The organism is Burkholderia lata, from assembly GCF_000012945.1.
GTDB classification, from domain to species: domain Bacteria; phylum Pseudomonadota; class Gammaproteobacteria; order Burkholderiales; family Burkholderiaceae; genus Burkholderia; species Burkholderia lata.
Window position 1 is genome coordinate 1,149,433 of record NC_007511.1, and the last position, 25,461, is coordinate 1,174,893.

A 25,461-nucleotide genomic window follows, 5' to 3' on the forward strand; every position below is an offset into this window, starting at 1 on the left:
GCTGTCGGGCCGATCGAATGGTACAGTTGCCGCGAACCCGTCACAAGAAGTCAGCGCGGTGTGAACAGGTCACACCGCGCTGACCATGCGTTGCCCTTGAAAGAGAATCCAGTCATGTCGTTTCCGCCCGCCGATGAACCCGTCGAACTCGACCAGCCATGCCCGATTCGCGATGTGCTCGACCGCATCGGCGACCAATGGAGCCTGCTCGTGCTCGAGACGCTGTCCGGCGGGACGATGCGTTTCAACGAACTCGGCCGTACGATCGGCGATGTGTCGAACCAGATGCTGTCGCGCACGCTCAAGCGGCTCGAGCAGGACGGCTTCGTCAGTCGCACGCTGTTCGCAGAAGTGCCGCCGCGTGTCGAATATGCGCTGACCGACCTCGGGCGTTCGTTCCTGACGCCGATGCAGGCGATGATCCGGTGGGCCGACGAACATCATCGCGCGATCTGCGTCGCGCGACGTCGTGCACGGGAGCTGGAGGGCAGCGGGCGCTGAGCGGGGCGCTTGCGCTGTCTCGTCGAAGGGCGTCGTGCTGCGGATCGGGTGTGGTGCGACGAGACATGGCAGAAGCGCACGTGTATCGCCATCGCATGATTTCGTTATCCGAATGATCTGGTCGAGATGGGGGGCTGGTGCTTTGGTGTGTCCCGGCCATCCCGAAGCCGGCAATGCGCTGGCAATGCCCCGCTTGCGGGGGCACGCTCCGTGGCGACCGAAACGGCGGTCTTCCGCTGCATCGCGCATGACAGGTGCGGCAGGATCCGGTCGAGGCGGGATGGTGTGCCGGAGATCGGCGAGCAGGTCGATGGTCGAGTTTGCGTGACCGAAAGCCTCGCCCTCGGTTTGCGCGCGGGCATCGGGGCGGGGTGGGGCAGGATTCGCGGAGGCGCCTGCCGGGCATCACGATGTCGGGGCCGAACGGCACGGGTTCGCTCGCGCCGCCCGGCCCCGGCCCCGGCCCCGGGCCTGCCACCGGCCGGGCGTCGGGTGGCTGCCTATCGCCACGTACCGTCGACGTAGATCCACACCTGTCCCTGGCGGCGCCAGTAGCCGGGCACCCACCGGCGCCCGGGGCGCCGTGAGACCCAGCGGCCGGACACCCATATATAGCGGCCACGCTGCCAGCGCCAGTAGCCGTCCGTCCATATATAGCCGTGCGGTCGCGGCGGCGGCGGGCGGCGGTCATACCGGGCGGCCGGCGGTGCGAAGCCCGGGCGGTCCGGATAGGGCGGGCCGCCGGGCACGCGATTCGGGCCGGACGGCCGGTACACGGGCGGCGCGGGCTGGGCCGAGGCAGCGCGGAGCCAGCCGCCGGTGCCAACGAAGGCGGCGGTCAATCCGATGGCGCGTAACAACGAGCGTCGATTCATGGCGTGTCCTGTTCTGTATTCGAGGCTGCCTTACATTAGCCTGCCAGTCGGCCGGCCGGGTTACGCCAGCGGTTAAGGCTGTTACCGTGTGTCACGGCGGGCGGGAAAGCCGTCGGCAAGTGGAGGCCGGCCTTTCTGTATGTGTGGTTGACGGGGGATGCGACCCGCTGAACGAATGTCGTGCCCTGTTTACTGGCTGACGAATGCGTTTTAGATGCCCGGGGCCTGAAATTCGAGACCAAATCGGGTAAAATTTGCCGATTCCAGGGTGTCGCACCGAATCCGTTTGTTGTTTCTATGCAACCGTCAAGACGATGACATGAAAGAATGGTGCGATGGAAGCCTCCAAAATGCCCCCGTCAAGAAGTCAAAAACAAACGTCAAAACAAATACTTATAACGCGGCCCCATTTCTATTATTTCTAGTTCTGGAAAAGCTTATTTCTTTATTTGCGGATCGCTCCCCTAGGGTACACCCCTAAACTCACGGTTCCCAAACGGGCAACTATCCGGGCGCGGCCAGCAGGATCGATGGCGCTCCCGGGCGGTTGCAGACCGTTTATGAACAAGGTCGCGAGACCTGCCTCTTTTTAGAAGGGAGCTCCACGAATGAACAAGACTCTGATCGTTGCAGCAGCTGCAGCATCGTTTGCTACCGTCGCTCACGCACAAAGCAGCGTCACGCTGTACGGCGTCCTGGACGCAGGCATCACCTACCAAAGCAACGTCGGCGGCAAGTCGCTGTGGTCGATGGGCTCGGGCGTTGACCAAAGCCGTTTCGGCCTGCGTGGTTCGGAAGACCTCGGTGGCGGCCTGAAGGCAATCTTCACGTTGGAAAGCGGCTTCAACATCGGTAACGGCAAGCTGGGCAACAACGGCGGCATGTTCAACCGCCAGGCTTTCGTTGGCCTGTCGAGCCAGTACGGCACGGTTACGCTGGGTAAGCAATACGACGCAACGCAAGACTACCTGGCGCCGCTGACGGCAACGGGCTCGTGGGGCGGCACGTACTTCGCGCACCCGATCAACAACGATCGTCTGAGCACGAACGGCGACGTCGCGCTGAACAACTCGATCAAGTACACGAGCGCTAACTACGCTGGCCTGCAATTCGGCGGCACGTACTCGTTCTCGAACAACACGAACTTCGGCAACAACCGTGCATACAGCGCGGGTGCTGCATACCAGTTCCAAGGCCTGAAGCTCGCAGCTGCATACTCGCAAGCTAACCTGGGCGACGGTTCGAACACGAACGGTGCATCGTCGATCAACGCACAAGGCCGCGTCCGTACGTACGGCGCTGCTGCTGGTTACGCATTCGGCCCGGCACAAGTCGGCGCTGCATGGACGCAATCGCGTATCGACAACCAAGCTAACGGCGTTGGCACGCTGCGCGCTGACAACTACGAAGTCAACGCAAAGTACAACCTGACGCCGGCTCTCGGCCTGGGTGCTGCTTACACGTACACGAACGCGAAGGTCAACAACGGCAGCTCGCACTGGAACCAGTTCGGCGTTCAAGCTGACTACGCTCTGTCGAAGCGCACCGACGTCTACGCACAAGCTGTGTACCAGCGTGGCGCGAAGGGCAACAACATTGTTGGCACGGGCATCTACAACGGCAACCTCGACACCGCGTCGAGCTCGTCGATCAACCAAACCGCAGCAACGGTTGGCCTGCGTCACCGCTTCTAAGCGTGACGGCGGGGTAACCCGCTTCGCAGCATCGAAAAAGGCGCCTTCGGGCGCCTTTTTTTTCGTCTGCGGAATGTGATGGCGACGATTCACGTCGTCCGGACGCAAAAAAAGCGAGGCCAGTGCCTCGCTTTTTTCGTTGTGCGCCGCTGCGGCGCGGTGCCGGCGGCAGTGGCTCAGCGCGTGTATTCGCCGTTGGCTTCCGGCTGGAACACGATCGCGGCGACCTTCATCAGCTTTTCGGCACCGCTCGGCTGCGTCACCTTGACCATCTGGCCGCGCTGGGTGCCCAGCAGGGCCATGCCGACGGGCGAGAAGACGTTCAGGCGGCCGAGCTCGAGATTGGCGGCATCCGGGTAAACAATCGTCCAGGTGGCTTGTTCCTGGGTCGCTTCGTCGAGCAGCGTGATCTGCGAGTTCATCGTGACGACGTTCGCCTTGATGGCGTCGGGCTGGACGATGTCGGCGCGCTCAAGAAGCGTATCGAGCATCGTCTGGAAGCGCGGGTTGTGTTCGGCGTGCTTCTCGAGGCGAGCAACGTCGAGTTCGGTCAACTGGTAAAGGCGTTGTTTCATGGCAGTTCTCCAAATGATCGGCAGGGGCAGGCGTGGCGTGCCTATGGGGATCGCCCGGAGCCTGTCTGACCTGGCTCCGGGAGGAGACCGAGCCGTCAGATCAGGCGCCGGGCAGGGGCGAGCGGCGCCTGGGCCGTGCGTCGAGCGAGGGGATGCGCCGGATGACCGGCGTGCGCGCGCACGCCGGCCGGGCCGGACGGCGAAACCGAAAGGGGCGTGAGCGCGTACATGGTGGATGGGAAATCGACTGGCGAATAAAACCTTACGATTCTACAACACAACCTTTGGGATATGTGATTTGGCTGTCGGCATTTCGTCAGCGATTGTTGTGCAGGTGAAGCAAGTTGCGACGATATCGTTCGGGATTCGCCGGCGATTTTTGTCAAAATCGCAACGCTGTATGTTCAAACTAAGGGTTTCCCCTTGGGTTGGCGAGAACTACACTGGATTCAATCGCTTCAGACAGTCCTGCCGAGGCGACGCCATAAGAGAACATATACCGGAGGTAAATCATGAAGTCGGTCATCTACGCAGCTATCGCCGCATCCGTCATTGCCACCCCGATCGCATCGTTTGCACAGTCCGAGCAGGGGCTGACCCGTGATCAGGTCAAGGCCGAGCTCGTGCAACTCGAACAGAACGGCTACAAGCCGCTGGCGAGCGATTCGCAGTATCCGGACAACATCCAGGCCGCGGAGCAACGCATTCAACCGAACCAGCCGATGCTCGCGCAAGCCGATACGAGCGGCTACGGTGCCGTGGCGACGGGTGCCGGCCAGGCCGGCCGTCGCATGACGCGCGAAGCACCGAATCCCGTGAACTCGGTCTACTTCGGCAACTGAACGCCCCCGGGTCTGCCCGAGCGCACCGCTTGATCGACGAGACGCGCACCGGTTGTGCGCGTCATTCGCCCGCAGGAGCAGAACCTCCGTCGCCGCATTCCGGCGGCTTTCCGCCCAGACGCTCGCGCGTTTGGGCCTTTTTTGCTGGAGCGGGTCAGGCGGACGTGACCGCGGGCGTGCCGTGGATATAGTGTTCGAGCTGGCTGATCGTGAACTGCTGATCGGCAATCACGCTCTTGACGAGGTCGCCGATCGAGATGAGGCCGACCAGCTTGCCGCCGTCGAGGACGGGCAGGTGGCGCATCCGGTGCTCGGTCATCAGCGCCATGCACTCGTCGGTGGATTGCGACGGTTCGACGTAGCGCACCTTCGCCGTCATGATTTCCTCGACGCGGGTGGCTTTTGACGAGCGGTCCTGCAGGACGACCTTGCGCGCGTAGTCGCGCTCGGTGACGATGCCCGCGATGTCGTCGCCGTCCACGACCAGCAGCGCGCCGATGCCCTTTTCCGCCATCAGCTTGATGGCGTCGTAGACGAGATCGGTCTTCGTGACGGTGTAGATGGTGCGGCCCGAATCCGGCTTGGCCTTGAGAAGTTGCGCGACAGTCGTGCTCATTCGCTTTCTCCGTGTGCAGGTCGTTGCTGGGCAGGCAGGGTGTGATGCTTGTCACCCGATGGGCCCAGTATAGCCGCGCAGGTGGCGGCAGTCGCGTGACGATTCCAGATTAGCGGTAAACTCCGGTCACGCACTATCCACACAACTCCTACATTCCTGAACGTTTCGATTGAATTCATGATGTCTTCGCGTCCCCAATCGCCCACGCTGGGCAACGGCCAGGCCGACGAGTGCGTGACGCTCGTCGCCACCGCGTCGCTGCCCACGCGCTACGGTACGTTCACGTCCTACGCTTTCCGCGTATCCGGCAGCGATGCCGAACACCTTGCGCTCGTGATGGGCGACGTCGCCGGCGAGCAGTCCGTGTTGACGCGCCTCCATTCCGAATGCCTGACCGGTGATGTATTCGGCTCGTACCGCTGCGACTGCGGCGAGCAGCTCGATCTCGCATTGCGCTACATCGCGGCCGAAGACCGCGGCGTGCTGCTGTATCTGCGCGGCCACGAAGGGCGCGGGATCGGCCTGAGCAACAAGATTCGCGCGTACGCGCTGCAGGAGCAGGGGCGCGACACCGTCGAGGCGAACCTCGACCTCGGCCTGCCCGATGACGCCCGCGAATATGATTCGGCCGCCGCGATCCTCCGGATCCTCGGTGTGACGTCCGTGCGGCTGATGAGCAACAACCCGGCGAAGTTCGACACGCTCGCGAAGCACGGTATTCCGGTTTGCGAACGCGTCGCGCTTGCGGTGCCCGTGCGTGAGGAAAACGAGCGTTATATCCGCACGAAGCAGACGAAGTTCGGGCATTACTTCGAAGAAAACGAGTGACAGAATCAAGGGGCTCTTCGGAGCCCCTTGTCTCATCTAGGTTTTGTGCCTTAGAGGCTTTCTGGTAAAGGGTTTGAGCCGAAAGTTGCGTTTTCCAGGTGGCTTGTCTGCACTTGACGAAACAGGCGAAAACTTGGCACTCTAGCGTAGCATTTTGACGGGCCAGACCGAAAAGCTACGCTGCGGTCCCGGCATCCAATAAAAACCTACGCCGACCGCCGATGAGATTCGATGCACGCACCGCGAGCAAGCTTCCTGCGGGCCAACACCTGACCTTTGACGGATTCCCGGGGCTCCGCTTCCAGGCGAGTGAAAGCCGCCGCTCATGGATCTACCGCTACAAATCCCCCATTGACGACCGGATGCGCCAGGTCAAGCTTGGCGAATGGCCAGCTATGGGCTTTCCTGCTGCCATCGCAGAGTGGGAGCGAAAGCGGTCCGACCGTGACGCCGGCGCAGATCCTGCCGCGGCAAAGCGCGAGAAGCGCACTGCAGTCGCCATTTCTCGGGCCGTCGACGCCTATACCGTCAAGCAAGTGTGTTTCGACTATATGGGTGGCTATCTGGAGCCGAACCGCAAGGACAAGGGTGTGGTCGAGGTCCGACGAATGTTCAAAGCGATGCTCGGCCCAATCGAGACGGTTGCCGCCGCGTCGATTACCCGCGCTCAGGCTTTCGAGTTTCTCGATTCCTTTCGTGCCACGCCAGCGCTCGCGGCTCGCCTTCGTATGGAACTGGGTGGGGCGTGGGACTATGCAATGGATGCCGGACGACTGCCCGACGGCACGCCGAACTGGTGGCGGATGATTCTGCGCGGAAAGCTGCGCAGCAAGGGGCGCACGATCGACGGCGTCGCCATGGGTACAAAAAAGCGAGTTTTGAGCGAGGACGAAGTCGGCACTTTGCTCCGCTGGCTCCCGAATATGAGCCTAACGGTTTCCGACGCGATCACGTTGTACCTGTGGACCGGTGCCCGCGGAGGCGAAATCATTTCGATGGAGGCGCACGAAATCGCGGACGAAAGCGATGGCCTCTGGTGGACTGTGCCGAAGGAAAAGACAAAGAACTCGTGGCGCTCGAAGGCGGGAGACTTGCGGGTTCCGATCACCGGTCGCGCCGAGGCCATTGTGCGACGGCGCAAGGAACAGGCCGTGAACGGATTTCTGTTCCCGACCTCGACCGGCGAAATGATGAAACAGACCGTCATTTCGCATGGCGTCTACTACCATCAGCCATACTGCAAACAAGCTCCCAATCACAATCGGCCGCGCCTGACGGTAACGCACTGGTCGCCGCATGATCTGCGCCGTACCGCCCGCACGATGCTCGCGGCGCTTGGTTGTCCCCATGATGTCGCAGAGGCGGTGCTCGGCCATATTCAGCCAGGCGTGGCCGGCGTGTATAACCGGCACCATTACGACCGCGAGCGGCGTGAATGGCTCACGCGCCTTGGACAGTTTCTTGACGAGCTTGCGTTGAAGTATCCGAGGAAGTAGCGCGCCGGCGGCGATTGCTGTGGCCGGTGTTGGGTGGAGGCGCGAGATCCGATTCCGGGCACGCTTCCGCCCAGGCCTCAACTTCGCGCGTTAGCCAGGCAACTCGCCGATCGGAGAGCAGCCGCGGCTTCGGAAATTTGTTCTCCCTTACGAGTTTCTGGACGGTCGCCTCCGACAGTGAAAGAGCGGTCGCCACAGCGGGTAGATCGAGGTAGAGCGGTTTCATTTTGGTGGATGCGGACATGCTACGATTCCTCTGTCTCAAAAAGGCGTTGAATCAATGCAGAAGAAATTTGTAATGCGCGGGTACGAGATGAACTGCGAACCGCGTGTGACGGAGGACGGCAAGTACGCCGCCCAGGTCGAGGTAACGAAGCTGGGATTTAGCCGGGAGGCTGCGTTCCGGAATCTGGGTGAGTTTGATTCCGAAACTAAGGCCGTCGATTACGCGAGGCAATTCTCGGTTGAATGGCTTAGCCGGTACGGTTGAGCAAGCAGGGGCAACGTGAACAAAAACACGCCGCGGCGACGTAAGTCCGTGAAAGATTGGCTCGGCCTTGGTCTGTTGATCTGGGTTGTCGCGCCCCCACTTGCATCAATGGCCTTCTTGTTGTTGTTGATGCTCTGGTGTCGTGTCTTCGCAAGTTGCAAAATTTAGTGTGCCAATGGAGTTAGTGTTCAGCGCATTCCGCAAGGAGAGTTCGCCATGTCTAACTGGAAAATCGTCGATAAAACACACACTGCTCATTTGACGTTACGCCCGAGTTTGCAACCTGGTATGTTTGTTGTTGCAGTATGGATTTTGCCGAACGGTGTGCCGAAGGGCGATTCGCCACAATGGGCCCAGGAATTCCCTTCGGAGCTTGAAGCACGCAATGCTGGTGAGGATATGGCAACGGCCAAACTGCGAGCTCTCTCTCCTTGATCTGGGGCGCTGGAGACTCGTTTCGCAAGATTGGATTTGCTCGAGATCCTAGATTGGGGGGGGGGCATGGTGCGGATACAGACGCAGACGGGTGTTCGGAATGTTCAAGAGGACACTTACAAGGGCCGCAAAATTGAAGTGGTGACCGGTTACGATTCGCTCTCTGACAAGTGGCCTTTCCACATCTATATCGACGGCACTCACCTTGTCGGGCAGTGGAAAGCCGATCGAATGGAAGAAGCTTTCGATTCTGGATTTCAGATCGCTCAAGAGCAGCTAGATCGCGTCTAGATGCTCATGAAGTGGCGTTCGAGCTGTCTATCGCGCTAGGTGCAGCAGCGCGTGAATCTCGCCGCTCCGCGACGAACCGCTCAAGCCATTCGATAGCATCGGTCGGCGATCCAAGCGATCCCGTGACCTTCCTCCGCTTGTTCATCGCGCCGCACTGGCGAAAGGTTACTGGAATGGCACCGGCGGCGATCGCCGCGGCACGCTTGCTGATGGCGATGTCGAAGTGCTCGTCGCGCGTGCCGGGATGCTGAATCCATTTCGGGTTGACGCCGATCTCGCGCACCATGGCGAGCAGTTCCTCGGTCGTATCGGCAATGAGGTGCGACATCTTCATCCGGCCGAGTTTGCCGATCTCGTGCCGGTACATGTCGTCGACATAGACGGCCATCATGACTCCAGGAGCTGGTATGGGAGGTGGCGACCTGGAGGCGCAGAGTCAGGACATACAACTATCACTCGCCCGGATGCCAGCTTGATTTTTCCGGTTCCGTGCGTGCTACGCTGTCCTCGTGAAAGTATTCGGAGGCAGCTATGCCAACTTGGGAACAGGCAATGGAACGTGACGCGGCGTACGAAGCTCTCGTCACGCTTCAGCGGAAACGCAGAGCGGATTGGCAATCCGAGGGTCACCATCAAGATCAGCAGTACCGCATGGCAGAAGCTGCCGAATTCATGCGCGCGTACGTTCGGTACGAGATTGCATGGCGCCCATTTTCCGGGTACGGAAGCTTCCTTGACGCGTAAATCGCAGAGGTAAGCGACGGCCGCGATGGTTCCGATTTGGCGGCTGCTCACGATGCTTCTCCGGTGCGGGCTACGGCCGCATGCAATTTTGCGACTTCACCGGGGTTTTCGTCGCGCCACTGACGCCAGCTCGGGTCGGTGAGCTTCCACCGGATCCAGTCTGGGTGATCGGGCTTCGCTTCGAAAGGGGCGACGTACGGACCATCATCGATTTTCGTCGCGCACCGTTCACACATCCCGGTACCACTTAGGTGCGCGTGGCAGAAATACAGGCCGCAGCCTTCTTCGCCGCCATAGGGTTCTTCGTGTGCGCAGACATGCGCCAGGCCGCGATCGATCTTCGCATTGCATTCTGGGTGATCGCAGGTAGCCGGCACATCGTATCCGATGTCTCGCTTCCAGTTGTCGTCGTATCCGATTGACCAGCCCATCACACACCCCCTGCGCGGGCGGCGTCGATGGCGAAGTCGATGGCTTCGTGGATCCGCCAATCGAAGTGGTCAGCATCGCTTTCGAAATTCGGTTCTTCGCCGTTCGGCCCATACACTTCGACCCAGCCGGCGTCGCGTTCCATGCAGGCGTTGACGCCCCAGCCATCGGGTAGCTCGGTACAAGCGCGCTGCACCGGATCGGTGTTGTAGACCGGGTTCCAGTGGCGCCCCTCGCGATTGACTGCCGTCACCTCGGCGCGCGGCTCCGGCTGACCTGCGAGAATGCAGCGCACCGCTGAGATGAGGCGATTGGCATTGACGTTCCCGTCCGCGAACTTCAAGCGCGTCTTGAGCGCGGGAGTGTATGCCTCATGAAACGTGATTCCGGAAAGCTCGAAAGCGTCGAGGATTTCTTCGGTCATCGCATCCTCAAATCAGAAAAGAAGCGGGCGCCACGAAGGACGCCCGCAAAGCACTGCCAAGAAGGGGGGGAACGAAAAGAGCGGGCGCTGCACGAGCCGCCCACAAAAAAAGCCGCGCATCCGAGGCAACGGAATTTGCGCGACTTGGGAATAACGTGGTCGTGCTACGATTCGCACCAAAACTTAAGGGGGTGTAATGAGAGTCTGGAAAAATATGGTGGGCATAGTTATCGGCTTGTTGGTCGCAGTCGTTGGGATTGCATGGGTTGCCTCAGGGAACGGAGGCAAAGATGCCTATAACCCGGCAAATATGGCTTACTGGATACAGGCCATTGGGTCGATCGCCACAATCGGTGGGGCGTATCTTCTCGGACAGCGTGATGAAAAATTTCAACGCGAACTGGCCGAGAAACTTCGCACAGATCAACTCCAAAACAGACGGTCAACCCTTAAGGCTTTGGTGGATGACGCATATGCGCAAGTGAAGAAGCTGCAATTTTCTACGTCCGAAGACAGAGATTTTAGCCCGGTCGCATTTATTTCAGTATCCGAAAAATCAATGCGGGACTCGATTGACCAAATTCGTACGCTGCCGGTATTTGATCTCGAATCAGGTGAACTGGTCGCAGCAGTACTCGGAATCCGCAGACAATGTGAAAGTCTGGTGGACTTCATGGTGTACTACAATGAAAATCGATTTAAACCTCACGAATACTACGGCGGCGACCACTCCTTAAAAGTCACGATGAACGATCGATTCGAAAAACTCGACAAGCACTATCAAGATTTTCTCAAAATTGTCGGAGGGGATAGTGTTGAAATCGAACCGCCTCAATTTTTCTGAGCTGTATGTCGTTGCTGTTTGGGAAAATGAAGGAGGCGGCCTACACGCGACCGTGTGCGAGCACGGTCCGACTCGAACGTTCCTACAGGAGCGCCTGAAGGCAGAGAAACAGGGTCATGGCAACGAGGGCGCCAAGCCAGATTTTCAGAAGGGCCACGCTAGAGCCCCCGAACGAAAGGCGACACAGAGAAACCGCACGCATCCGACTGCGACGCCACTCCCGCCAGCCCAGAGACTTTCCTTGACGGCATAGCTATGGGTGCGGTCACATGAAGCGAGAAGGGCGTTGTCGACGTGCGGTTGACGAATCCGAATCGGGCGCATCAAAGGTTCTCTCCTCAGATCCGGATATGCCTGGGCGGCTCGCTTTTCCACGCGATGGTCAGGTAGCCAGCTTTCACAAGCGCCGCTTCCGCGACGATCCGTGTGCTCGACTTGACGACTCCGTCCGGGATCTCGCTAAGCAGGTTCCGCAGTGCCTCTGCAACCTCCGGGCCGGAACTTGCCATGCGGCAGTCGTCCCGATTGATGAAGCGAGCCGCGCCGGCCGCATCGACCGTGAGCAGCGAAAGCGTCGGTGCATGGGACGAAACGAGGACCTCCGGGTAAAGCGCATGCTGCAGCCACGGCCCGGGCGTGTGCTTGATCTGGTTCATGAGGGCGCTCACATGCAGCGCGAAGCCGCACATTGAACTTCGGATTGCGCGACCTGATCCTGATACTGGGCATAGCCGGTCACGAGGAGATAGATGAAGCACACGCCGAGGACGGCGAGCACGTTCCAGGTGACGCGGAACGCCATTCGCGTGACGCGCTTCAGGCGGGTAGCCTGTTTCGCGCGCTTCCAGGTGATCACGGATCCAGTCGCCGTGTCGTTCGTCGAATTCATGGTCTTTCCTCGTTGTGGTCGGGTCAGCAGCCGCCGTGCGCGCTCGCGACGCCTGGCGCGATGAGATTCAGTGCCAGGCGCCGGAGCTCGTCAGAAAATGGGCGGTCGCGGCGCAGCTCGAGCAGATCGCGGGCGGTTTGGCTCATGACGTCTCGGTGTGGTGTGATTGGTCGCCGCAGCGGGAGCGGTTGGTCAGATTCCGGTGAGCGTGATGCTGAAGAATTCGTGACCGACAAGCGCGAGCGCCATGTCGTGTGCCTCGTCTTCGCCACAGGCATTCACCCATTCGACGTTTTCATCGCCGTCCTGGTCTTTCCAGTTGACGCGGTAGCACTTCATGTCTTTCTCCTGTAGTGGGAGCGGTTGTTAGGCGTAGTCGCCTTCGAGCGCCCACCACGCATACAGCCGGCGCCACGTCGCGAAGTCGTACGGCGGGTACACGCCATTGCGGAAGCAGCGGCCCTTGTAGGCGACATAGAGCGTAAAAAGGCGAGTGTTGTTTTCCATCGTCGTTCCCCTTCGTGTTGCGTTGGTCAGTGGCGCTGCCGGCGCGTCGGCGTCTTCCGAGATCGAAGGCAACGACGAGCAGAAGCGCCGCGGAGAAAATCCCAAGGACGAAGCCGATAAGTAAGGTGCTCGCAGATCCGTACTCCTAAATAAATTGGTGCCTGAATCGTTTCCCACCGCCTGACTGCGCTCAAGAAATGGCACTGTGGTCAATGCCATTCGATCAGCGCAGTCGACGTTACAGCACTCAGGGAGGGCGCCTCGGTTCCACCAACCGAGACCGTATGCATTTACGGGCTGTTTAGAGCCGCCGCGCCGGCTTGAGGCGCCCTCACTGAAAGCTGTTACGGTGTCGGGCGCTACCCCGTTTCTCGGCCACACCGTTGAGCCGCCCGGTTGCTCCCTCGCGGGCCGCGAACTGCGTTGCATGGCGAACTTCGCGATGCGGATCTTCCCGACTGGCTGCCGAGGGACGCATGGCTTGACTGGTGCGAGCACCGTGAGGCGAAGGAAAAGAAGGCCGACGTGCCGTGGACTCGCCCTGCAGCGAAGGTGACGATCAAGAAGCTGGCGAAGCTGCACGAGGACGGCCGCGACGTGGTGGCGGCAATCGAGGAATCGGTGCTGCGTGGCTGGACCGGGATCTGGGAGGCCAAGGACGGTGCCGCGACCGGTTCTGGAGTGTCGGCTGTGCCGTCGAACTGGCACAAGAGCAATACGGGCGTCACCGAGCACGGTAAGCGCCTCGGCGTGACGCAGAAGGACGGCGAAGTGTTCATGCGCTTCAAGGCCCGTGTCGTGAAGGCGGCGGGCCCGGGCGAATGGATGGAGGAAATGCTCCGCGATGCTGCGCGTTTTGGCGACGAGCAGTACGAGGGTCTCTATCGCTACTTCAACGACATTCCGCGTGAGCAGGTTGCGCAAGCGGAGGCCGCGTGACGAAGCGAACCTCATGGCCAATACGCGTCGACGCGGGCACCAAGGCGGGAGGTACGGCCCGTGTGCCCGTGAACTGGAACGCGAAGACGCTGGCGCCGTACCTCGTTCGAATGGATAGCGGTGAACTCGAATTGAATGTCGGGGGTGACGAGTGAGCGAAGTGGCATGCATTGAACTTTCATCGGTACCCGCGCCCTTACGCGCGATCGCAGCAAGCCGGGTTGATGCCGCCTCGGGCGATCGTCTGGTCGCGTTCACGGGGTGTCCGGTGATCGGCCGGGAAGCGGACAACGGAGAAATCGAATTTTCGTTCCCTCGTGGCGTCGACCTCCGCGAATCTCTCATCGACTGGATGCTGTATTGGGGCATCCCTTTCCGGGTGATGGTCTGATGGGTGCGGCACAACATCCGAAAGGCGGCGCGCTGGCGAGACTCGCCGGCCTCTGGGCCAATGAGCCGGAATTCCTCGATTGGATGCGGTCGATCGGGCAACCGGCCAACACGCCGGTGGACGCGGCCGAATTCGTCCGTGCGCGTTGCTGCATCGAGAGTCGCGCTCAACTCGACCACGATCCGCGCGCTAAAGCCCGGTTCGAGCAATACGTTCGCGGCCCTTACGCCAAATACCGAGCCGCAGCGGGACTGCGGTAAAAATCAAATTCGAAACCAGGACGAACATGACGCCCGATCAGAGCCAACAAATCGAAGAACTCTTGATGACCTGGTACCGCTGGCAGATCCGCCAGTCGCATGCCGTGCAACTGGCGCACTTCTACCGTCTCGAGGATCGTACGTGCCGCGGTTACGAGACGCCGATGAGCGATGAGGAGCTCGACGAGCAGGCGGACGAATGGGTCGAAAACCAGATGTCCGAGCAGGTTCAACTGTGCGTCGACCAGCTCACGATCGAGCAGCGGGCCGCGGTATCGGTGAGCATGCGCAACAAGGAATGCGGTGCGAGCGTATGGAGCAACGGCCGGGCCGGCGCGCAGCACGCGACGTATCAGGACGCCAAGGTTGCGCTTTTGCCGATATTCATGACGAAGCACCTGATCAAGATCGGGGAGGTTGCGTGAAACGGGGAAACGGACTCACGCCAATTGAGTCAGGTGAGAAGTCCTCTTTTATCTTTGTTGACGGAAACTTCCGAGGGGGGCTTCACTTTGAATTCGAACGTTCGATGTAGACTCCTGTGTATTCAGACTGGGGAGTCCAATGGCAAATTTCTACGAATTCAGACACGCGGCGCTTGAGGGAATGGTGAGCAGGGAGAAAAATCGTCAACGCTCGAAGGAGGTGCTTGCGCGCGTTGCGGTATCCATTCTCAATGGTGTCCAGGGAGTATCTGGCCTGCGGCCGGGAGTTCTCGGGAACATGTGCCTAGTGGACGGTATGTCCAGCAACGACACGCCCAAAGCGTCGAGAGATCTTACACGGTATAGCCTGAGCGGGCGTAGGCTTCGGTTCGCAATTCGACTCATTGTAGTAGGTGAGCAGGATGACGATGGGAAAAAGGAGGAGGCACCCGAATACCGCTGCGATTTCCCGATTTCCGTTAGCTTCACGAGTGACGATCAAAAGTTTGACGTTGGGTTTCCATCAGAGAGCATCGAGTTTTTCGAGGGTGGGGATAACACCGATCAATGCGCCAGAATCTGGGAAGTCCTGCAGAACCAATTCAGTGTTGCGAACGGGTAGCAGCGCCGGATTGAAATTTGAGTCCTCGGCTTCACGTGCGTGTAGCAAGTCGAAGTGGAATGACATGAAACTCACGGCGGCCGAAGTGGAAGGGGTGTTGCGCAAAGGCATGGCTCGGCAGATCGAGGTTAGATCATTGGAAGTCAGGACCTGACATGAAAGCTGGTGTGGCAATTTCGAATTTGCATTCGGCGACTGACGGATCACGTTCTTCCGCGCCGGGGGGGGGCTTGACGACGTCGATAGTTCGGTTGTCCCAGATGGGCGAAGTATCGATTACTCAGAATGGATCAGTTCGAGTGAGAGCGAAAACGCGGATTCGCTCGAGCTTCTGTCAGAGGTCGAGCGCAATGCCCTTCCGGTGATTTTGGAGCAGGTGTTCGAATCCCGTGTCCTGCCAGTGCACGTACCAGGATCAGTTGAGACTTGATATATTCGCAAGATTAGCGAATCGGGGGGGTAAGAATGCCATCAGTTGGATCAATGCTGCGCTGGGCCAGCTGTGGCGTGATTGTTGTCCTTGGCATTAGCGCTATCGCGACAAATCTCATAGAGCACAAGTGGTGGAGCGTGGTCGCATATTTGGGCGCGGCGGGTGTGGCGACCGCAAGCGTTGCACTTGGATTAGAGGCTACGTGGTCTGACTGGAAGTGGGCTCCGATTTGTTTCGTACTTGTAGGATTGTCAATGTTCGCTGTCTTTTTCGACGAGATGCCATATGGTCTCGGCGAGAACGATGCCGTCGTCGATATTCACGATCAAACTAGCAAAGCAGTCGAGAATCTCGAAAACCCATATCAACCTTCCGAGGTGCAGCGCGAGATTAGAGGCGCCAATATGGCTTGTAACTGGGCTGTCGCGGACTGGACTAAGTACGTGAGAGTTGCCGTGGCTGGCCTGAAGGCGTTGTATCTGGGGCCGATTGCAACAATGTTTGATTGGGCAATCTCTACCAGGATTCCAGCAGGACCGACGCCCGGCAGACGTTGTTATGAAGCATATGCCCACGTGCTTGCGAAATATCCGAACCTTGTCGCTCCGACCACGGAGAAGGCGCAGCGCTTCTTCTCCGGCAACTCAAAATAACCGTTTGGGGCGCTTTGCAACGCGATCAAAGGCCTGCTACATTTAGTCCCGGGAAGATGCGTCTTCCGAAAGTCCGTTGGCCGAAAGGTTCGCGGGCTTTTTCATTTGCCTCGTGCATGGTCCTGCCGGCTTCCGGCCGCGCGGGATTTTCTATTCTTGTAGCTCGCAATGCTCACGCTCTCGGTGAAATCTGACGTTCGCGCACTATCGAAGAAGCTCGATGCGCTCGCGCGCAAGCACTTGCCTTTCGCGACGGCGCAGGCAATCAACGCCACTGTCGAGAAGGTGCGCGACGCCGAGCGCGAGAACATGAGCAAGGTGCTCGACAACCCGACGCCTTTCACGCTGAATTCAGTCGCGATCAAGCGCGCCACGAAATCGAATCCCGTCGCGCTGGTGTACGTGAAGCCGATCGCGGTTTCGTACCTGCTGCCCTACGAAGTAGGCGGCAAGAACAAGCTGAACAGCCGTGCGCTGATCAAGCCCGTGGCGCAGAAGGTCAACCAGTACGGGAACCTGCCGCGCTCTGCGATGGCTCGACTGAAGGGAAAGCCGAACGTCTTCATTGGCAAGGTGCAGACCAAAGCCGGTGTCGTCGATGGTGTATGGCAGCGCACGAAGAAGACCCGCGGCAAAGCCGCCGGCCTGAAGCTGATGATGAAGTTCGAGGACGCACACGACGTGCGGCAGCACCTCGATTACCGCGGCGTCGGCAAGCGTGTCGTTGCGGCGGTGTTCCGGCGCGAGCTCGACGTCGCGATGGCGAAGGCGATCGCTAAATGAACTACCGTCGTTCTGGAAAGCGCGCCGAAAACACCTGTTGCTCTTCTTCGGTCATGTCGTGAATTATCAGATCTGGTGCCGCCACATCGATGGATGTCGCCGACAAATGGCTCGCGGGCACATCGGACGACGCGTTGGTAAGTGGTCGGAAGGCTATGCGTTGAGTCAGGGTTTGAAGATCTTGTTTTAGCGCTTCAACTGTAATGTCCAGAAGCGTTGCGATCGTTTGCATTTCGGCATCGGTAGGCATGTACCCCGCGTCTTTTGTGCGACGTAGCCTCATTCCGAAGCACTTGAACAGGCCGATTGTATCGAGGAGACGCATCTCCTTGTCACTGTTGATACCTTTTATAATCTGTTTCTCAAGGCCGGCGCCATGTGAAGAGTTGAGGGGGCCAGAGCACAACGCCATCGCTGTCCACTTTTCACTCGAGGCGGCCGCCCTTTTTTGACTGAATACGTGGTCCGCGTGGAACCCGCTCACTTTTCCAGGATGGTTCTCGTAGTTGTTTCTTAGGAAAGTGGCAAAGTCCTCGGCATAATCGTCATTGTCAAACCGTGTCCACATAACCCTGTATCCGAGGGACGCGCAGTGAGCTTCGCGGGATTTATCGGAAGCGCCCTTGATCGTGCTAAGTGTCAACGGATGCTGATGGCGTTTCTCAGACGGAAATTTTCTCAGATCCTCGATGTCTTTAAGCGCACAGAACGGCAGAATGCCTATCTTATGCGCACCGTATTCGCTGAGGATCCATTGACGCTGGTCGTTTATTACAGTGTCGGAAAAGGGGTTTGTCATGAATGGTTTGCGAGTAGGTGGGTGATCGCGAGATTACACCGGGATGCCCTCGAAGTGGAGACGCCAATGCAGATGCATCTCAATTCGGATGATCAACTCGGCACCACAAGTGATCTCGGTTGCAGCGAATGGGGAGATCGCCAAATACAGTCGCGCCTCAATCGCGACCGAACGGGTCCCCTCCAGACGGGGGAGGGTCACGGGCAATTGCGCGCCGTGGTTATTCTCTAGCTACAGACTTTTCAAATTTGGGTAACAGGGTAACAAGCCGACCATGAACCAGAGCGAGTTTGCAGTCCTCCACCGCGTCAGTCGAAAGACGGTCACGAAGTGGAAGGAGCGCGGCTGGCTTGTGTTTGCGGGCGATGAGGTGGACGTCGATTCGTCCAACGCGCTTCTCAAGCGGTACCGTCGCGACGGCATCCAATCTGTTACCCAGCCCGAGGAAGGTAACACTAAGGGTAACAAGGCAAATCTCACGCCGAAACGTGTTACCTCGCGAAACTCGGAGGTAACAATCCGCGACGGCGAGACCGCCGCGACGGCTGCTGAGCGTGTGCTCGTCGCGACCGGCGCTGAAATGAATGTCGACGAAGCCAAGCGCGTGAAAGAGAACTACCTCGCGCTGCAGGCGCAGCTCGAGTACGACCGCGATGCCGGCCTAGTCGTTGCCGTGTCGGACGTAGCGAAGGCTGTCGGCGATGAGTACGCCAAGGTGCGATCCCGGCTGCTCGCGATACCTGCCGAGCACGCCCCACGCATCCAGCGTTTGAAATCTGCCGTCGAAGTGCAGGACGCTCTGCAAGAAATTATTACTGAAGCGCTCGAGGAGCTAACCCGGGATGGAGTCGATCGCCCCGCCTGAAGCGCGGCGATATAGCTCCGGATATGACGCGTTGCGCCGCGGGCTACTGGATGCGCGCCGGCGCAATATCCAACCGCCGCCCAAGCTGACGCTGAGCGAGTGGGCTGATAAGTACGCGGTTCTGTCTCGCGAGACCAGCGCGCAAACTGGTCGCTTCCGTGCGTTTCCGTATCAGAACGGGATCATGGACGCGGTGACCGATCCGACGGTCGAGACCATTACGGTCCAGAAATCGGCGCGAGTCGGCTATACGAAGATCCTCGACCACGTCGCGGGGTACTTCATCCATCAGGATCCGTCGCCGATGCTGGTGGTGCAGCCTCGCGTCGAGGATGCCGAGGACTACAGCACCACTGAGATCGAGCCGATGCTCCGGGACACCCCGGTGCTTGCGGAGATCGTCGGCGATCTGAAGAGGAAGGACGCGAAGCAAAAGATCCTGAAGCGCGTCTACCGAAACGGTGCATCGACGTCGTTCGTCGGAGCGAATAGTCCGGGCGGCTTCCGCCGGATCACTGCACGGATCGTTGCGTTCGATGAGGTCGACGGCTACCCGGTCCAGGGGGCCGGGAAGGAAGGCGACCAGATCAAGTTGGGGATCAAGCGAACTGAGTCGTTTTGGAACCGGAAAATCATTCTCGGCAGTACGCCGACGGTGAAGGGTTTCAGCCGAATCGAGAAGAGTTTCGAGAATAGCGACCAGCGGCGGTATCACGTGCCATGTCCGCACTGCGGCGAATTCCAGGTGCTTGAGTGGGGTGGCCCGGATACGCCTCACGGGATGAAGTGGGACAAGGATGCCGACGGCGTTGGCTTGCCTGAGACCGCGTACTACGTCTGCCGCCACAACGGCTGCATCATCCATGACGTCGACAAGCCGGATATGGTCGAGCGTGGCGAATGGCGCGCGGCGAAGCCGTTTGCCGGTCACGCGGGTTTTCATATCTGGGCCGGCTACAGCCTGTTCCCGAATGCGTCGTGGCGCAATCTGGTCAAGGAATGGTTGGAGGTAAAGGACGACCCGCTGGCGCGGCAGACGTTCATCAACCTGGTGCTTGGCGAGACGTACGAGGATCGCAGCGACCGCGCGCTGAAGGAAGATCGACTTGCGGCTCGCGCCGAGGTGTGGTCGGCCGAAGTTCCTGACGGCGTCGCCGTGCTCACGGCGGGTGTCGACACGCAAGGTGATCGCTTCGAGGTCGAAGTGATCGGTTGGGGGCGCAACGAGGAGAGCTGGTCGGTCGCCTATGAGGTGATCGAGGGCGATATGGAAACCCCCGATCCGTGGGACCGACTCGATGGGTTCCTGCAGCGGATCTGGCATCGCGCGGATGGTCGCGGCTTCGAGATCATGGCGGTTTGCCATGACTCGGGCGGCAATCACACGCAGAAGGTATACGAGTTCTCGAAGGCGCGTTTGGGGCGCCGTATCTGGGCAATCAAGGGCGAGTCGGCTGTAGCCGGAAAGCGCAATCCGGTGTGGCCGACGAAGAAACCGACGCGCAAGACGCGCGCGTCGTTTCGCCCGGTAATTATCGGCGTGAACGCGGCGAAAGACACGATTCGGAATCGACTTCATGTCGATGCGCCGGGGCCCGGGTATATGCACTTCCCGACAGATCGAGACATCAACTACTACGCGCAACTCACCGCTGAACGTCAAGTTCGCAAAGTCTCGGGCGGCCAGGTCTACAAGGTATGGGAGCTACCGCGCGGCCGTACGAACGAGGCGCTCGATTGCCGTGTGTACGGATACGCAGCTCTATGCGGCCTGCTGCACCTTGGGTTGCGCCTGAACGTGACAGCCGACGAAGTTCGTGCCGCGTACACGCCTTTGCCTTACATAGCACCTGAACCGACGAAGGAAGAGCCAGTCATGGAGGCTCCAATTCCTGTACAGGATCGTGGGCCGATGGTGAAGAAGGTGGGCGGGTCAAACAGCGGAGGCAAGTCGCGCGCGAGCCGCCTCGCATAACGGGAGTGGTGATGGGTGCATACGATGGACGAAGCAGGGCCGACCTGCAGGCGCAGCTAACCGCGCTGCTGAAGGCCTACGATCAGTTGGCCGCCGGCCAGTCGGTCGCGAGCGCCAGCTATTCGCAGAGCGATGGCTCGCGCTCGGTCACGTACCGACAAACCGATCTCGGTCTTCTCGACGGTCTGATCTCGAAACTTCAAGAGCAGCTAGGCATCGTGCGCCGAGCACGCAGGCAAATTCGATTCGTGTATCGCTAATGGACAATCCCGTACAAATTCTCGGCGTGGACGGCAAACCGCTGCCCCCGCGCCAGGGGCGTGCGTCGATGCTGTCCGGAGCGAGCCAGACTCCCTACGACGCTGCGAACCTATACGGCGCGCACGTTGAAGACTGGAATCCGTACCTGTGGTCTCCCGATGGGGAGATCAACATGTACCACGACCGGATCACGGCCCGTGCGCGCGATCTGGTCAGAAATGACGGGTGGGCGACGGCCGCAGTGATGCGGACGCTCGACAACGTCATCGGCCCGGATTTCCGGCCGATCTCGAAGCCGGACCATGTCGCGCTGCGCGCGCTGACCGGAAACAAGGCGTTCGACCACGTCTGGGCCGATGAATTCGGCCAGCAGGTCGAGGCGAATTACCGTGCATGGGCGCACGATCCCGGCTTCTACTGCGACGCCGAACGGATGCTGCCTATGCCCGGGCTGTTCCAGGTCGCTTTCCGACACAAGATCGTCGACGGCGACGGCCTTGGCCAGATGCATTACCTGCCTCAACGGGTCAGTGTCGGACGTGCGCGCTACGCGACCGCACACCAGGTGATCGACCCGGATCTCGAGGCGCAATATCGGCTGCCGCGTGGTCTTCTCGATAGCGTATGGACAGTCGAATCTGGGCGTGGCGCGAACATGCTTTCGCCGAAGGGCGCGATGGGGCATTTCCAGTTCATGCCGGCAACCGCGAAGCAATATGGCCTGACGGATCCGAACGATCTGCAGCAGTCGGCGACGGCCGCGGCCCGGATGTATAGCGATTTACTGAAAGCGAACGGCGGTGATCTTGAGCGCGCGCTGGCCGGGTACAACTGGGGGCAGGGGAACCTGAATCGCGCTGGGCTTGGCGCTGCGCCGAACGAGACTCGGAAATACATCGCTGCGGTCGAAGCGAATATGGCCGGATCCAGCCCGACGTCAGGCGGTGCGGTGCCATCAGGCGCCGCCGGCGCTGGTGCGCCGCAATCGATGCACGTCACGCTCGACATGAAGAACGTGCCGCAAGGGATGCGGGCCGAGGCGAAGACGGCCGACGGGAACTATTTGCCTACGCGAGTCGAATACCGGCTTGACGGAATTTAAGGAGAATTGCGGTGGCATCGACAACAACCGACGTCCTGGCCGTGGTCGGCAGCATCGGTGGGCTGGCGTCGGCGGTTAGCGATGCTGCGTCGCTCCTGACGGGCGATTGGTTTTCGACACTTCAAGAGGCCAGTTATGGCGGCGTGCCGTTCGGCGTCTTTGAGATTCGAAACTCGACCGGTCGGCAACAGGCGGTTCACACCTACCCGATCTTTTCCCGGATGCACAAACTCGGCGACGAGAAACGGGCGGTCGTGATCCTGCATCCGGACGACTGGGAGGAATGGCTGACGACGTCGAACGTCGAGGCAGCGCGAGCGATGCTGCAGCTCTATCCTGCTGACGAGATGATGGACGAGCCGATGATTGAGCGGACTAAAGATTTAGACTAGTTTTCTGTTTGTTCCTCGGTTTGTTCGCTTTCATTGTTGCGTTTGAGTAGGCTCTTATTCGCTATGTGCAGAGCTCGTCCCATGTACTCACCTTTGAGGACTCCTCCGATCGCAGTCGAGACTGAAATAACTGTTATGACTGCATAGACAATGAGTAGTCCTAATGTCGTCAGTTTGTCTGAATCGTGGAGCAGCCACGACAACTTGTCGGATGGCATTTTGTTCCATTCATCAAGATGGGGAGCAATAAAAAGTAGGTAGAGCACGACAAAAAAGACCGCGCAAAGCACCGAGAGAGTTAGTGCTTGGGTCGCGAGTGACCGAACTCTGATTTCACGTTGAAAATAATCTTCGCGTAGTTCGCCGCTTGATCGGAGAGCATTGACGGTGGTATCAAATCGATCGCGAGCCGTTTTCGAGCGCGATGACCATGCAGACAGTCCTTTCGAAATGGCCTTCTCAATCCCTACTTTTGTGTAGTCGCTCAATACTTTTAGAACTACGGCGCCGGCAACAGCGGTAAGCCACCACGTCGGAGTAGTCAGTTCACTAAGCGTCATGATGTTTGCTCGTTCGTCGCGCGCACAAAAAAGCCCGCACGCAGCGGGCCCGTAGTGTAGTTGCATCGCTTCATTTGATAATTTTCAATGAACTCTGCCCCGATTTTTTTTGCAGAGTTGATGCTGGCGCGGCCGGCCGTGCCGGTGCATTCGAAGGTGCGGACGGCGTCGTGCCAGGGGCGATAATATTGCCTGAAGCCGACGTGCCGCCAAATTTCGGAAGTGGTGTGCCCACTGGTTGCCCAGCTATCAACGCAGGAATATTCTGCGCGGCTGTCAAATTGACGTTTGCCTCGACCTGATCAATTGACTGATCCGGATGGTAGTCCGCCTTGACTCGGGCAGAATGAAGGCTCTGAGCCATTACACCCAACTTGAAAGATAGTTTGCGTCTCGGATCGCTTGCGGGTACCGTCGGGTTTTTCAGGCCTGTGTACAGTTGATGGTGCATCCCAGGTTTGGCCCCCGCTATGTTGCCGCGGTAAGCCGCTGCCGTCAAAGAGTCCGCAAACGCTTTGAGGTCGTGATAGATGGCGTAATAGGAGCGCGAACAGGTATTGCGCCAATCTGCCTCACACGTCCCCGTCGTAAATATTTTATGTGCCGCAGTCAGCAGGTCCGTTGTAGTGACGCTCATATCGTAACCGTGAGGATTCTACGTTGTTGTGCATAGCACGCAATCAATGCGTGATGTTTTGTCCTTCGAAAGATACGACAAAAGCCGAAGGCACGGGAACGTTCTCGTCAAAAAGGCGGTCGAGGAATTCGTTGTACAGCCAAGCTGCCTGATCGGGAGATATGGCAAATCGATAGCGAAGCTTGACACAATCTGTTGAGTCAAACGCATCAAGTTGCACAGTTCCTGTATGGACCAGTCCATACTCGCGAACTACATGGCCGGCGACGTCCAAAACGCGAGCAACAGCTGCATCGTCAGTTCCTGCATTCTCAAGGATTCGTTCCGCCGTGCGAAGCATCTCGACGGGGACTCCATCCATGTTGGAGAGGTGCATCGTTTCCGCCTGAGTTAAAAATCGCCCAATTGCGCGAAAGGCTCCAAGCGCTATGCCACCGGGTAGGCACTTAGTGAAGGAACCAGTCGTTGGAGATCCTACAACTGAATATAGCTCTAAACCGCGTGATGCATATCCCAAGTTCGTCAGAGCCGCAAAGATCTCGAAGTCACGCCGGCTCGGCGCAAGACCCGAACCCGCTAGAACAGCAATTGCTCCGTCTAAGTCGCCACACATGACATGCAGGAATCCGCGGAGCTTGGCGGCATCGGTTGCCATTGCCTCGCTCAACTTGTCAATGCGGTCGCCGAGACTCAGAGCAAGCTCAGAGTCTTTGGGGATCAGATGACCGCGCTCAAAAGTAGCGGACATCTCTTTGCTCAAGTCGACAAACAGCGTTTGAGGCCGATAGATCATAGTGATAGCTTGTACACCGCCGTGACCGCCTCGTCGAGGTTGAGGTGCGTCTTTCGTAGTATTGTTTACGGATGTGCTGCGCGAATACTTGAATCGATCGCGCTGTTGATGCAGCAAAGCTGAATCAGGGTTTGCGTCATTAGGCGAAGTCCCCGTCACTTCAGGTTCATGAACTCCGTACCTACATCTGTCGGATGATAGACGTATCACCGGACGCTGACGGAAACGAACTCAACTTTGATGCGATGCCAAATAGTAGCAGATGTTTGTCCGTGAGGTTGGGAAGTTGGGCGTAGGTTTTGGCGTGGGTTTGTGATTTGCTGAGCTACAGCAATGAGACTAGCATTACTTCGAAGAAAACGAGTAATCGCCGCGGGCGCGCCAGCGCCCGTTTCTCATCACCCGTTCCCAGGATCGTCGCCGGCAAAGGCGACGATTTCCATTTCCCCGCTATCCGTTCCGCTTTCGGGTTTGCGACGGCGCTCGCGTGACGTTGCCTGAACGATCCGTCTCCCCCATGTCCACACCGTCGAAGATCGAAACCGAACGTCTGACGCTGCGCCGCTGGCGGCCGGCGGATGCGAACGCGCTGTCGGCGATGCATGCGGATCCGGACGTGACTGCGTGGCTCGCGCGCGGCCCAATGTCCGTTGACGAGGCGAGCGACGTCATCGCGCGCTTCGACGCGCATTTCGATGCACACGGTTTCGGTCCGTGGGCGGTCGAGCGCCGCGCCGATGCGACGTTGATCGGAGTGTGCGGCCTGTCGCACGAAGTGCGTGCAACGCATCCGATGGCGCCGTGCGTCGAGATCATGTGGCGTCTGGCGCGCCACGCATGGGGGCACGGCTACGCTGCCGAAGCAGCCGCTGCCGCACTGGGCGACGGGTTCGACCGGATCGGACTCGGCGAGATCTTCGCGTGGACGGCCGACACCAACCTGCGATCACAACGCGTGATGCAGCGGCTCGGCATGCAGCGTCAACCCGCGCGCGATTTCGACCATCCAGCGTTGCCGGAAGGGCACGCGCTGCGTCGGCACGTCGTGTATGCCGCCCGCGCCGCCGGTCTGGCCGGCGCGTAACGGCTCA

At 59.3% G+C, this 25,461-nt stretch carries 38 protein-coding genes and 2 pseudogenes; 23 read left to right on the forward strand and 17 right to left on the reverse strand.

Annotated elements, in window-relative coordinates:
* The first annotated feature begins 114 nt into the window (after positions 1 to 114).
* Positions 115 to 501, forward strand: a complete 387-nt coding sequence (locus BCEP18194_RS27870; protein WP_011354628.1) for a winged helix-turn-helix transcriptional regulator — start codon at positions 115 to 117, stop codon at positions 499 to 501.
* Positions 502 to 1,001: 500 nt separating this feature from the next.
* Here BCEP18194_RS27870 and BCEP18194_RS40265 read toward each other — a convergent pair whose 3' ends face one another.
* On the reverse strand, positions 1,002 to 1,376 hold the full coding sequence (locus BCEP18194_RS40265) for a YXWGXW repeat-containing protein (protein ID WP_011354629.1): 375 nt from the start codon (positions 1,374 to 1,376) through the stop codon (positions 1,002 to 1,004).
* A gap of 608 nt (positions 1,377 to 1,984) precedes the next feature.
* Here BCEP18194_RS40265 and BCEP18194_RS27875 point away from each other — a divergent pair.
* Complete coding sequence (locus BCEP18194_RS27875; RefSeq protein WP_011354630.1) at positions 1,985 to 3,070, forward strand: porin; 1,086 nt, start codon at positions 1,985 to 1,987, stop codon at positions 3,068 to 3,070.
* Between the two features lie 176 nt (positions 3,071 to 3,246).
* On the opposite strand, the gene BCEP18194_RS27880 is transcribed toward BCEP18194_RS27875, so the two are convergent.
* Positions 3,247 to 3,645 (reverse strand): GreA/GreB family elongation factor, encoded by a 399-nt coding sequence (locus BCEP18194_RS27880; protein WP_011354631.1) that lies wholly within the window; start codon positions 3,643 to 3,645, stop codon positions 3,247 to 3,249.
* 512 nt (positions 3,646 to 4,157) lie between these two features.
* Here BCEP18194_RS27880 and BCEP18194_RS27885 point away from each other — a divergent pair.
* Positions 4,158 to 4,487 (forward strand): DUF4148 domain-containing protein, encoded by a 330-nt coding sequence (locus tag BCEP18194_RS27885; RefSeq protein ID WP_011354632.1) that lies wholly within the window; start codon positions 4,158 to 4,160, stop codon positions 4,485 to 4,487.
* A gap of 154 nt (positions 4,488 to 4,641) precedes the next feature.
* On the opposite strand, the gene BCEP18194_RS27890 is transcribed toward BCEP18194_RS27885, so the two are convergent.
* Complete coding sequence (locus tag BCEP18194_RS27890; RefSeq protein WP_011354633.1) at positions 4,642 to 5,103, reverse strand: CBS domain-containing protein; 462 nt, start codon at positions 5,101 to 5,103, stop codon at positions 4,642 to 4,644.
* 177 nt (positions 5,104 to 5,280) lie between these two features.
* Here BCEP18194_RS27890 and ribA point away from each other — a divergent pair, with 177 nt between their 5' ends.
* Together ribA and BCEP18194_RS27900 are read left to right on the forward strand one after the other, a co-directional pair.
* Entirely contained in the window at positions 5,281 to 5,931 is a 651-nt protein-coding gene (gene ribA / locus BCEP18194_RS27895) for a GTP cyclohydrolase II (RefSeq protein ID WP_011354634.1), read from the forward strand.
* Positions 5,932 to 6,152: 221 nt separating this feature from the next.
* A complete protein-coding gene (locus BCEP18194_RS27900; protein ID WP_011354635.1) occupies positions 6,153 to 7,427 on the forward strand; it encodes a tyrosine-type recombinase/integrase in 1,275 nt (424 codons plus the stop codon).
* Here the strand turns inward: BCEP18194_RS27900 and BCEP18194_RS40275 are convergent.
* On the reverse strand, positions 7,372 to 7,671 hold the full coding sequence (locus BCEP18194_RS40275; RefSeq protein WP_341864869.1) for a helix-turn-helix transcriptional regulator: 300 nt from the start codon (positions 7,669 to 7,671) through the stop codon (positions 7,372 to 7,374). The genes BCEP18194_RS27900 and BCEP18194_RS40275 overlap by 56 nt on opposite strands.
* A gap of 36 nt (positions 7,672 to 7,707) precedes the next feature.
* Between BCEP18194_RS40275 and BCEP18194_RS27905 the strand changes: the two genes are divergently transcribed.
* The 3 genes from BCEP18194_RS27905 (at position 7,708) to BCEP18194_RS27910 (ending at position 8,643) form a co-directional block, all read left to right on the forward strand.
* On the forward strand, positions 7,708 to 7,917 hold the full coding sequence (locus tag BCEP18194_RS27905) for a hypothetical protein (protein WP_011354636.1): 210 nt from the start codon (positions 7,708 to 7,710) through the stop codon (positions 7,915 to 7,917).
* A gap of 216 nt (positions 7,918 to 8,133) precedes the next feature.
* Positions 8,134 to 8,352: a hypothetical protein gene (locus BCEP18194_RS41375; protein ID WP_157687258.1), complete on the forward strand. Its 219-nt coding sequence runs from the start codon at positions 8,134 to 8,136 to the stop codon at positions 8,350 to 8,352.
* Between the two features lie 30 nt (positions 8,353 to 8,382).
* Complete coding sequence (locus BCEP18194_RS27910) at positions 8,383 to 8,643, forward strand: hypothetical protein (protein ID WP_157687260.1); 261 nt, start codon at positions 8,383 to 8,385, stop codon at positions 8,641 to 8,643.
* 4 nt (positions 8,644 to 8,647) lie between these two features.
* Here the strand turns inward: BCEP18194_RS27910 and BCEP18194_RS27915 are convergent, their stop codons facing one another.
* From BCEP18194_RS27915 to BCEP18194_RS27930, 3 genes are all read right to left on the reverse strand, one after another.
* Positions 8,648 to 9,031: a DUF4031 domain-containing protein gene (locus tag BCEP18194_RS27915; RefSeq protein WP_011354637.1), complete on the reverse strand. Its 384-nt coding sequence runs from the start codon at positions 9,029 to 9,031 to the stop codon at positions 8,648 to 8,650.
* Positions 9,032 to 9,434: 403 nt separating this feature from the next.
* A complete protein-coding gene (locus tag BCEP18194_RS40280; RefSeq protein ID WP_041493237.1) occupies positions 9,435 to 9,818 on the reverse strand; it encodes a hypothetical protein in 384 nt (127 codons plus the stop codon).
* Positions 9,818 to 10,240, reverse strand: coding sequence for a hypothetical protein (locus tag BCEP18194_RS27930; RefSeq protein ID WP_011354640.1), 423 nt, complete (start codon positions 10,238 to 10,240; stop codon positions 9,818 to 9,820). The genes BCEP18194_RS40280 and BCEP18194_RS27930 overlap by 1 nt, the downstream gene beginning before the upstream one ends.
* A 196-nt stretch (positions 10,241 to 10,436) precedes the next feature.
* On the opposite strand from BCEP18194_RS27930, the gene BCEP18194_RS27935 reads away from it, so the two are divergent.
* Complete coding sequence (locus BCEP18194_RS27935) at positions 10,437 to 11,084, forward strand: hypothetical protein (protein ID WP_011354641.1); 648 nt, start codon at positions 10,437 to 10,439, stop codon at positions 11,082 to 11,084.
* A 338-nt stretch (positions 11,085 to 11,422) separates the two neighbouring features.
* Here BCEP18194_RS27935 and BCEP18194_RS27945 read toward each other — a convergent pair whose 3' ends face one another.
* From BCEP18194_RS27945 to BCEP18194_RS41385, 5 genes are read right to left on the reverse strand one after another with little or no spacing between them, the layout of a single operon-like run.
* Positions 11,423 to 11,740 carry a hypothetical protein gene (locus tag BCEP18194_RS27945; RefSeq protein WP_011354642.1) on the reverse strand — a complete coding sequence of 106 codons (318 nt, stop codon included), beginning with the start codon at positions 11,738 to 11,740 and terminating at the stop codon, positions 11,423 to 11,425.
* Between the two features lie 8 nt (positions 11,741 to 11,748).
* On the reverse strand, positions 11,749 to 11,973 hold the full coding sequence (locus tag BCEP18194_RS27950; RefSeq protein ID WP_041493238.1) for a hypothetical protein: 225 nt from the start codon (positions 11,971 to 11,973) through the stop codon (positions 11,749 to 11,751).
* Between the two features lie 23 nt (positions 11,974 to 11,996).
* A complete protein-coding gene (locus BCEP18194_RS42290) occupies positions 11,997 to 12,119 on the reverse strand; it encodes a hypothetical protein (RefSeq protein ID WP_279626956.1) in 123 nt (40 codons plus the stop codon).
* Positions 12,120 to 12,165: 46 nt separating this feature from the next.
* A complete protein-coding gene (locus BCEP18194_RS41380; protein ID WP_157687264.1) occupies positions 12,166 to 12,312 on the reverse strand; it encodes a hypothetical protein in 147 nt (48 codons plus the stop codon).
* A gap of 27 nt (positions 12,313 to 12,339) precedes the next feature.
* Positions 12,340 to 12,480 carry a hypothetical protein gene (locus tag BCEP18194_RS41385; protein WP_157687266.1) on the reverse strand — a complete coding sequence of 47 codons (141 nt, stop codon included), beginning with the start codon at positions 12,478 to 12,480 and terminating at the stop codon, positions 12,340 to 12,342.
* Positions 12,481 to 12,903: 423 nt separating this feature from the next.
* On the opposite strand from BCEP18194_RS41385, the gene BCEP18194_RS27955 reads away from it, so the two are divergent.
* The 4 genes from BCEP18194_RS27955 to BCEP18194_RS27970 all read left to right on the forward strand — a co-directional run bounded on the left by BCEP18194_RS27955 (position 12,904) and on the right by BCEP18194_RS27970 (position 14,495).
* Positions 12,904 to 13,419, forward strand: coding sequence for a hypothetical protein (locus tag BCEP18194_RS27955; RefSeq protein WP_041493239.1), 516 nt, complete (start codon positions 12,904 to 12,906; stop codon positions 13,417 to 13,419).
* A gap of 151 nt (positions 13,420 to 13,570) precedes the next feature.
* Positions 13,571 to 13,810, forward strand: coding sequence for a hypothetical protein (locus BCEP18194_RS27960; protein ID WP_063712432.1), 240 nt, complete (start codon positions 13,571 to 13,573; stop codon positions 13,808 to 13,810).
* Positions 13,810 to 14,070, forward strand: a complete 261-nt coding sequence (locus BCEP18194_RS27965) for a hypothetical protein (protein WP_041493240.1) — start codon at positions 13,810 to 13,812, stop codon at positions 14,068 to 14,070. Before BCEP18194_RS27960 ends, BCEP18194_RS27965 begins: the two co-directional genes overlap by 1 nt.
* Positions 14,071 to 14,135: 65 nt before the next feature.
* A complete protein-coding gene (locus BCEP18194_RS27970; protein ID WP_157687268.1) occupies positions 14,136 to 14,495 on the forward strand; it encodes a hypothetical protein in 360 nt (119 codons plus the stop codon).
* 523 nt (positions 14,496 to 15,018) lie between these two features.
* Here the strand turns inward: BCEP18194_RS27970 and BCEP18194_RS41390 are convergent.
* On the reverse strand, positions 15,019 to 15,183 hold the full coding sequence (locus BCEP18194_RS41390) for a hypothetical protein (protein WP_157687270.1): 165 nt from the start codon (positions 15,181 to 15,183) through the stop codon (positions 15,019 to 15,021).
* 136 nt (positions 15,184 to 15,319) lie between these two features.
* Here BCEP18194_RS41390 and BCEP18194_RS42480 point away from each other — a divergent pair, with 136 nt between their 5' ends.
* The 3 genes from BCEP18194_RS42480 to BCEP18194_RS27985 all read left to right on the forward strand — a co-directional run bounded on the left by BCEP18194_RS42480 (position 15,320) and on the right by BCEP18194_RS27985 (position 16,986).
* Complete coding sequence (locus BCEP18194_RS42480; protein ID WP_425266340.1) at positions 15,320 to 15,547, forward strand: hypothetical protein; 228 nt, start codon at positions 15,320 to 15,322, stop codon at positions 15,545 to 15,547.
* 257 nt (positions 15,548 to 15,804) lie between these two features.
* Positions 15,805 to 16,203 (forward strand): hypothetical protein, encoded by a 399-nt coding sequence (locus tag BCEP18194_RS27980; protein WP_041493242.1) that lies wholly within the window; start codon positions 15,805 to 15,807, stop codon positions 16,201 to 16,203.
* Positions 16,204 to 16,386: 183 nt separating this feature from the next.
* Positions 16,387 to 16,986 (forward strand): hypothetical protein, encoded by a 600-nt coding sequence (locus BCEP18194_RS27985; protein ID WP_244273092.1) that lies wholly within the window; start codon positions 16,387 to 16,389, stop codon positions 16,984 to 16,986.
* A gap of 1 nt (position 16,987) precedes the next feature.
* On the opposite strand, the gene BCEP18194_RS27990 is transcribed toward BCEP18194_RS27985, so the two are convergent.
* Positions 16,988 to 17,785 carry a hypothetical protein gene (locus tag BCEP18194_RS27990; RefSeq protein ID WP_041493243.1) on the reverse strand — a complete coding sequence of 266 codons (798 nt, stop codon included), beginning with the start codon at positions 17,783 to 17,785 and terminating at the stop codon, positions 16,988 to 16,990.
* Between the two features lie 274 nt (positions 17,786 to 18,059).
* On the opposite strand from BCEP18194_RS27990, the gene BCEP18194_RS27995 reads away from it, so the two are divergent.
* The 6 genes and pseudogenes from BCEP18194_RS27995 to BCEP18194_RS42395 all read left to right on the forward strand — a co-directional run.
* Complete coding sequence (locus BCEP18194_RS27995) at positions 18,060 to 18,650, forward strand: hypothetical protein (RefSeq protein WP_011354648.1); 591 nt, start codon at positions 18,060 to 18,062, stop codon at positions 18,648 to 18,650.
* Positions 18,628 to 20,625, forward strand: a complete 1,998-nt coding sequence (locus BCEP18194_RS28000) for a phage terminase large subunit family protein (RefSeq protein ID WP_011354649.1) — start codon at positions 18,628 to 18,630, stop codon at positions 20,623 to 20,625. Before BCEP18194_RS27995 ends, BCEP18194_RS28000 begins: the two co-directional genes overlap by 23 nt.
* An 11-nt stretch (positions 20,626 to 20,636) precedes the next feature.
* Positions 20,637 to 20,885: a gpW family head-tail joining protein gene (gene gpW / locus BCEP18194_RS28005; RefSeq protein ID WP_011354650.1), complete on the forward strand. Its 249-nt coding sequence runs from the start codon at positions 20,637 to 20,639 to the stop codon at positions 20,883 to 20,885.
* Positions 20,885 to 21,988, forward strand: a complete 1,104-nt coding sequence (locus tag BCEP18194_RS41395) for a phage portal protein (RefSeq protein ID WP_011354651.1) — start codon at positions 20,885 to 20,887, stop codon at positions 21,986 to 21,988. Before gpW ends, BCEP18194_RS41395 begins: the two co-directional genes overlap by 1 nt.
* Before the next feature lie 41 nt (positions 21,989 to 22,029).
* Positions 22,030 to 22,191, forward strand: a pseudogene (locus BCEP18194_RS42390) (DNA circularization protein); the annotation flags it as partial.
* A gap of 3 nt (positions 22,192 to 22,194) precedes the next feature.
* Positions 22,195 to 22,380: pseudogene (locus BCEP18194_RS42395) on the forward strand (hypothetical protein); the annotation flags it as partial.
* Here BCEP18194_RS42395 and BCEP18194_RS41400 read toward each other — a convergent pair.
* From BCEP18194_RS41400 to BCEP18194_RS41410, 3 genes are all read right to left on the reverse strand, one after another.
* Complete coding sequence (locus BCEP18194_RS41400; RefSeq protein ID WP_157687272.1) at positions 22,377 to 22,940, reverse strand: hypothetical protein; 564 nt, start codon at positions 22,938 to 22,940, stop codon at positions 22,377 to 22,379. The pseudogene BCEP18194_RS42395 and the gene BCEP18194_RS41400 overlap by 4 nt on opposite strands.
* A gap of 70 nt (positions 22,941 to 23,010) precedes the next feature.
* Positions 23,011 to 23,577 (reverse strand): hypothetical protein, encoded by a 567-nt coding sequence (locus tag BCEP18194_RS41405; protein ID WP_157687274.1) that lies wholly within the window; start codon positions 23,575 to 23,577, stop codon positions 23,011 to 23,013.
* Positions 23,578 to 23,620: 43 nt separating this feature from the next.
* Positions 23,621 to 24,370 carry a hypothetical protein gene (locus BCEP18194_RS41410; protein ID WP_157687276.1) on the reverse strand — a complete coding sequence of 250 codons (750 nt, stop codon included), beginning with the start codon at positions 24,368 to 24,370 and terminating at the stop codon, positions 23,621 to 23,623.
* A gap of 517 nt (positions 24,371 to 24,887) precedes the next feature.
* Here BCEP18194_RS41410 and BCEP18194_RS28025 point away from each other — a divergent pair.
* Positions 24,888 to 25,454 (forward strand): GNAT family N-acetyltransferase, encoded by a 567-nt coding sequence (locus tag BCEP18194_RS28025; protein ID WP_011354654.1) that lies wholly within the window; start codon positions 24,888 to 24,890, stop codon positions 25,452 to 25,454.
* Positions 25,455 to 25,461 lie beyond the last annotated feature (7 nt).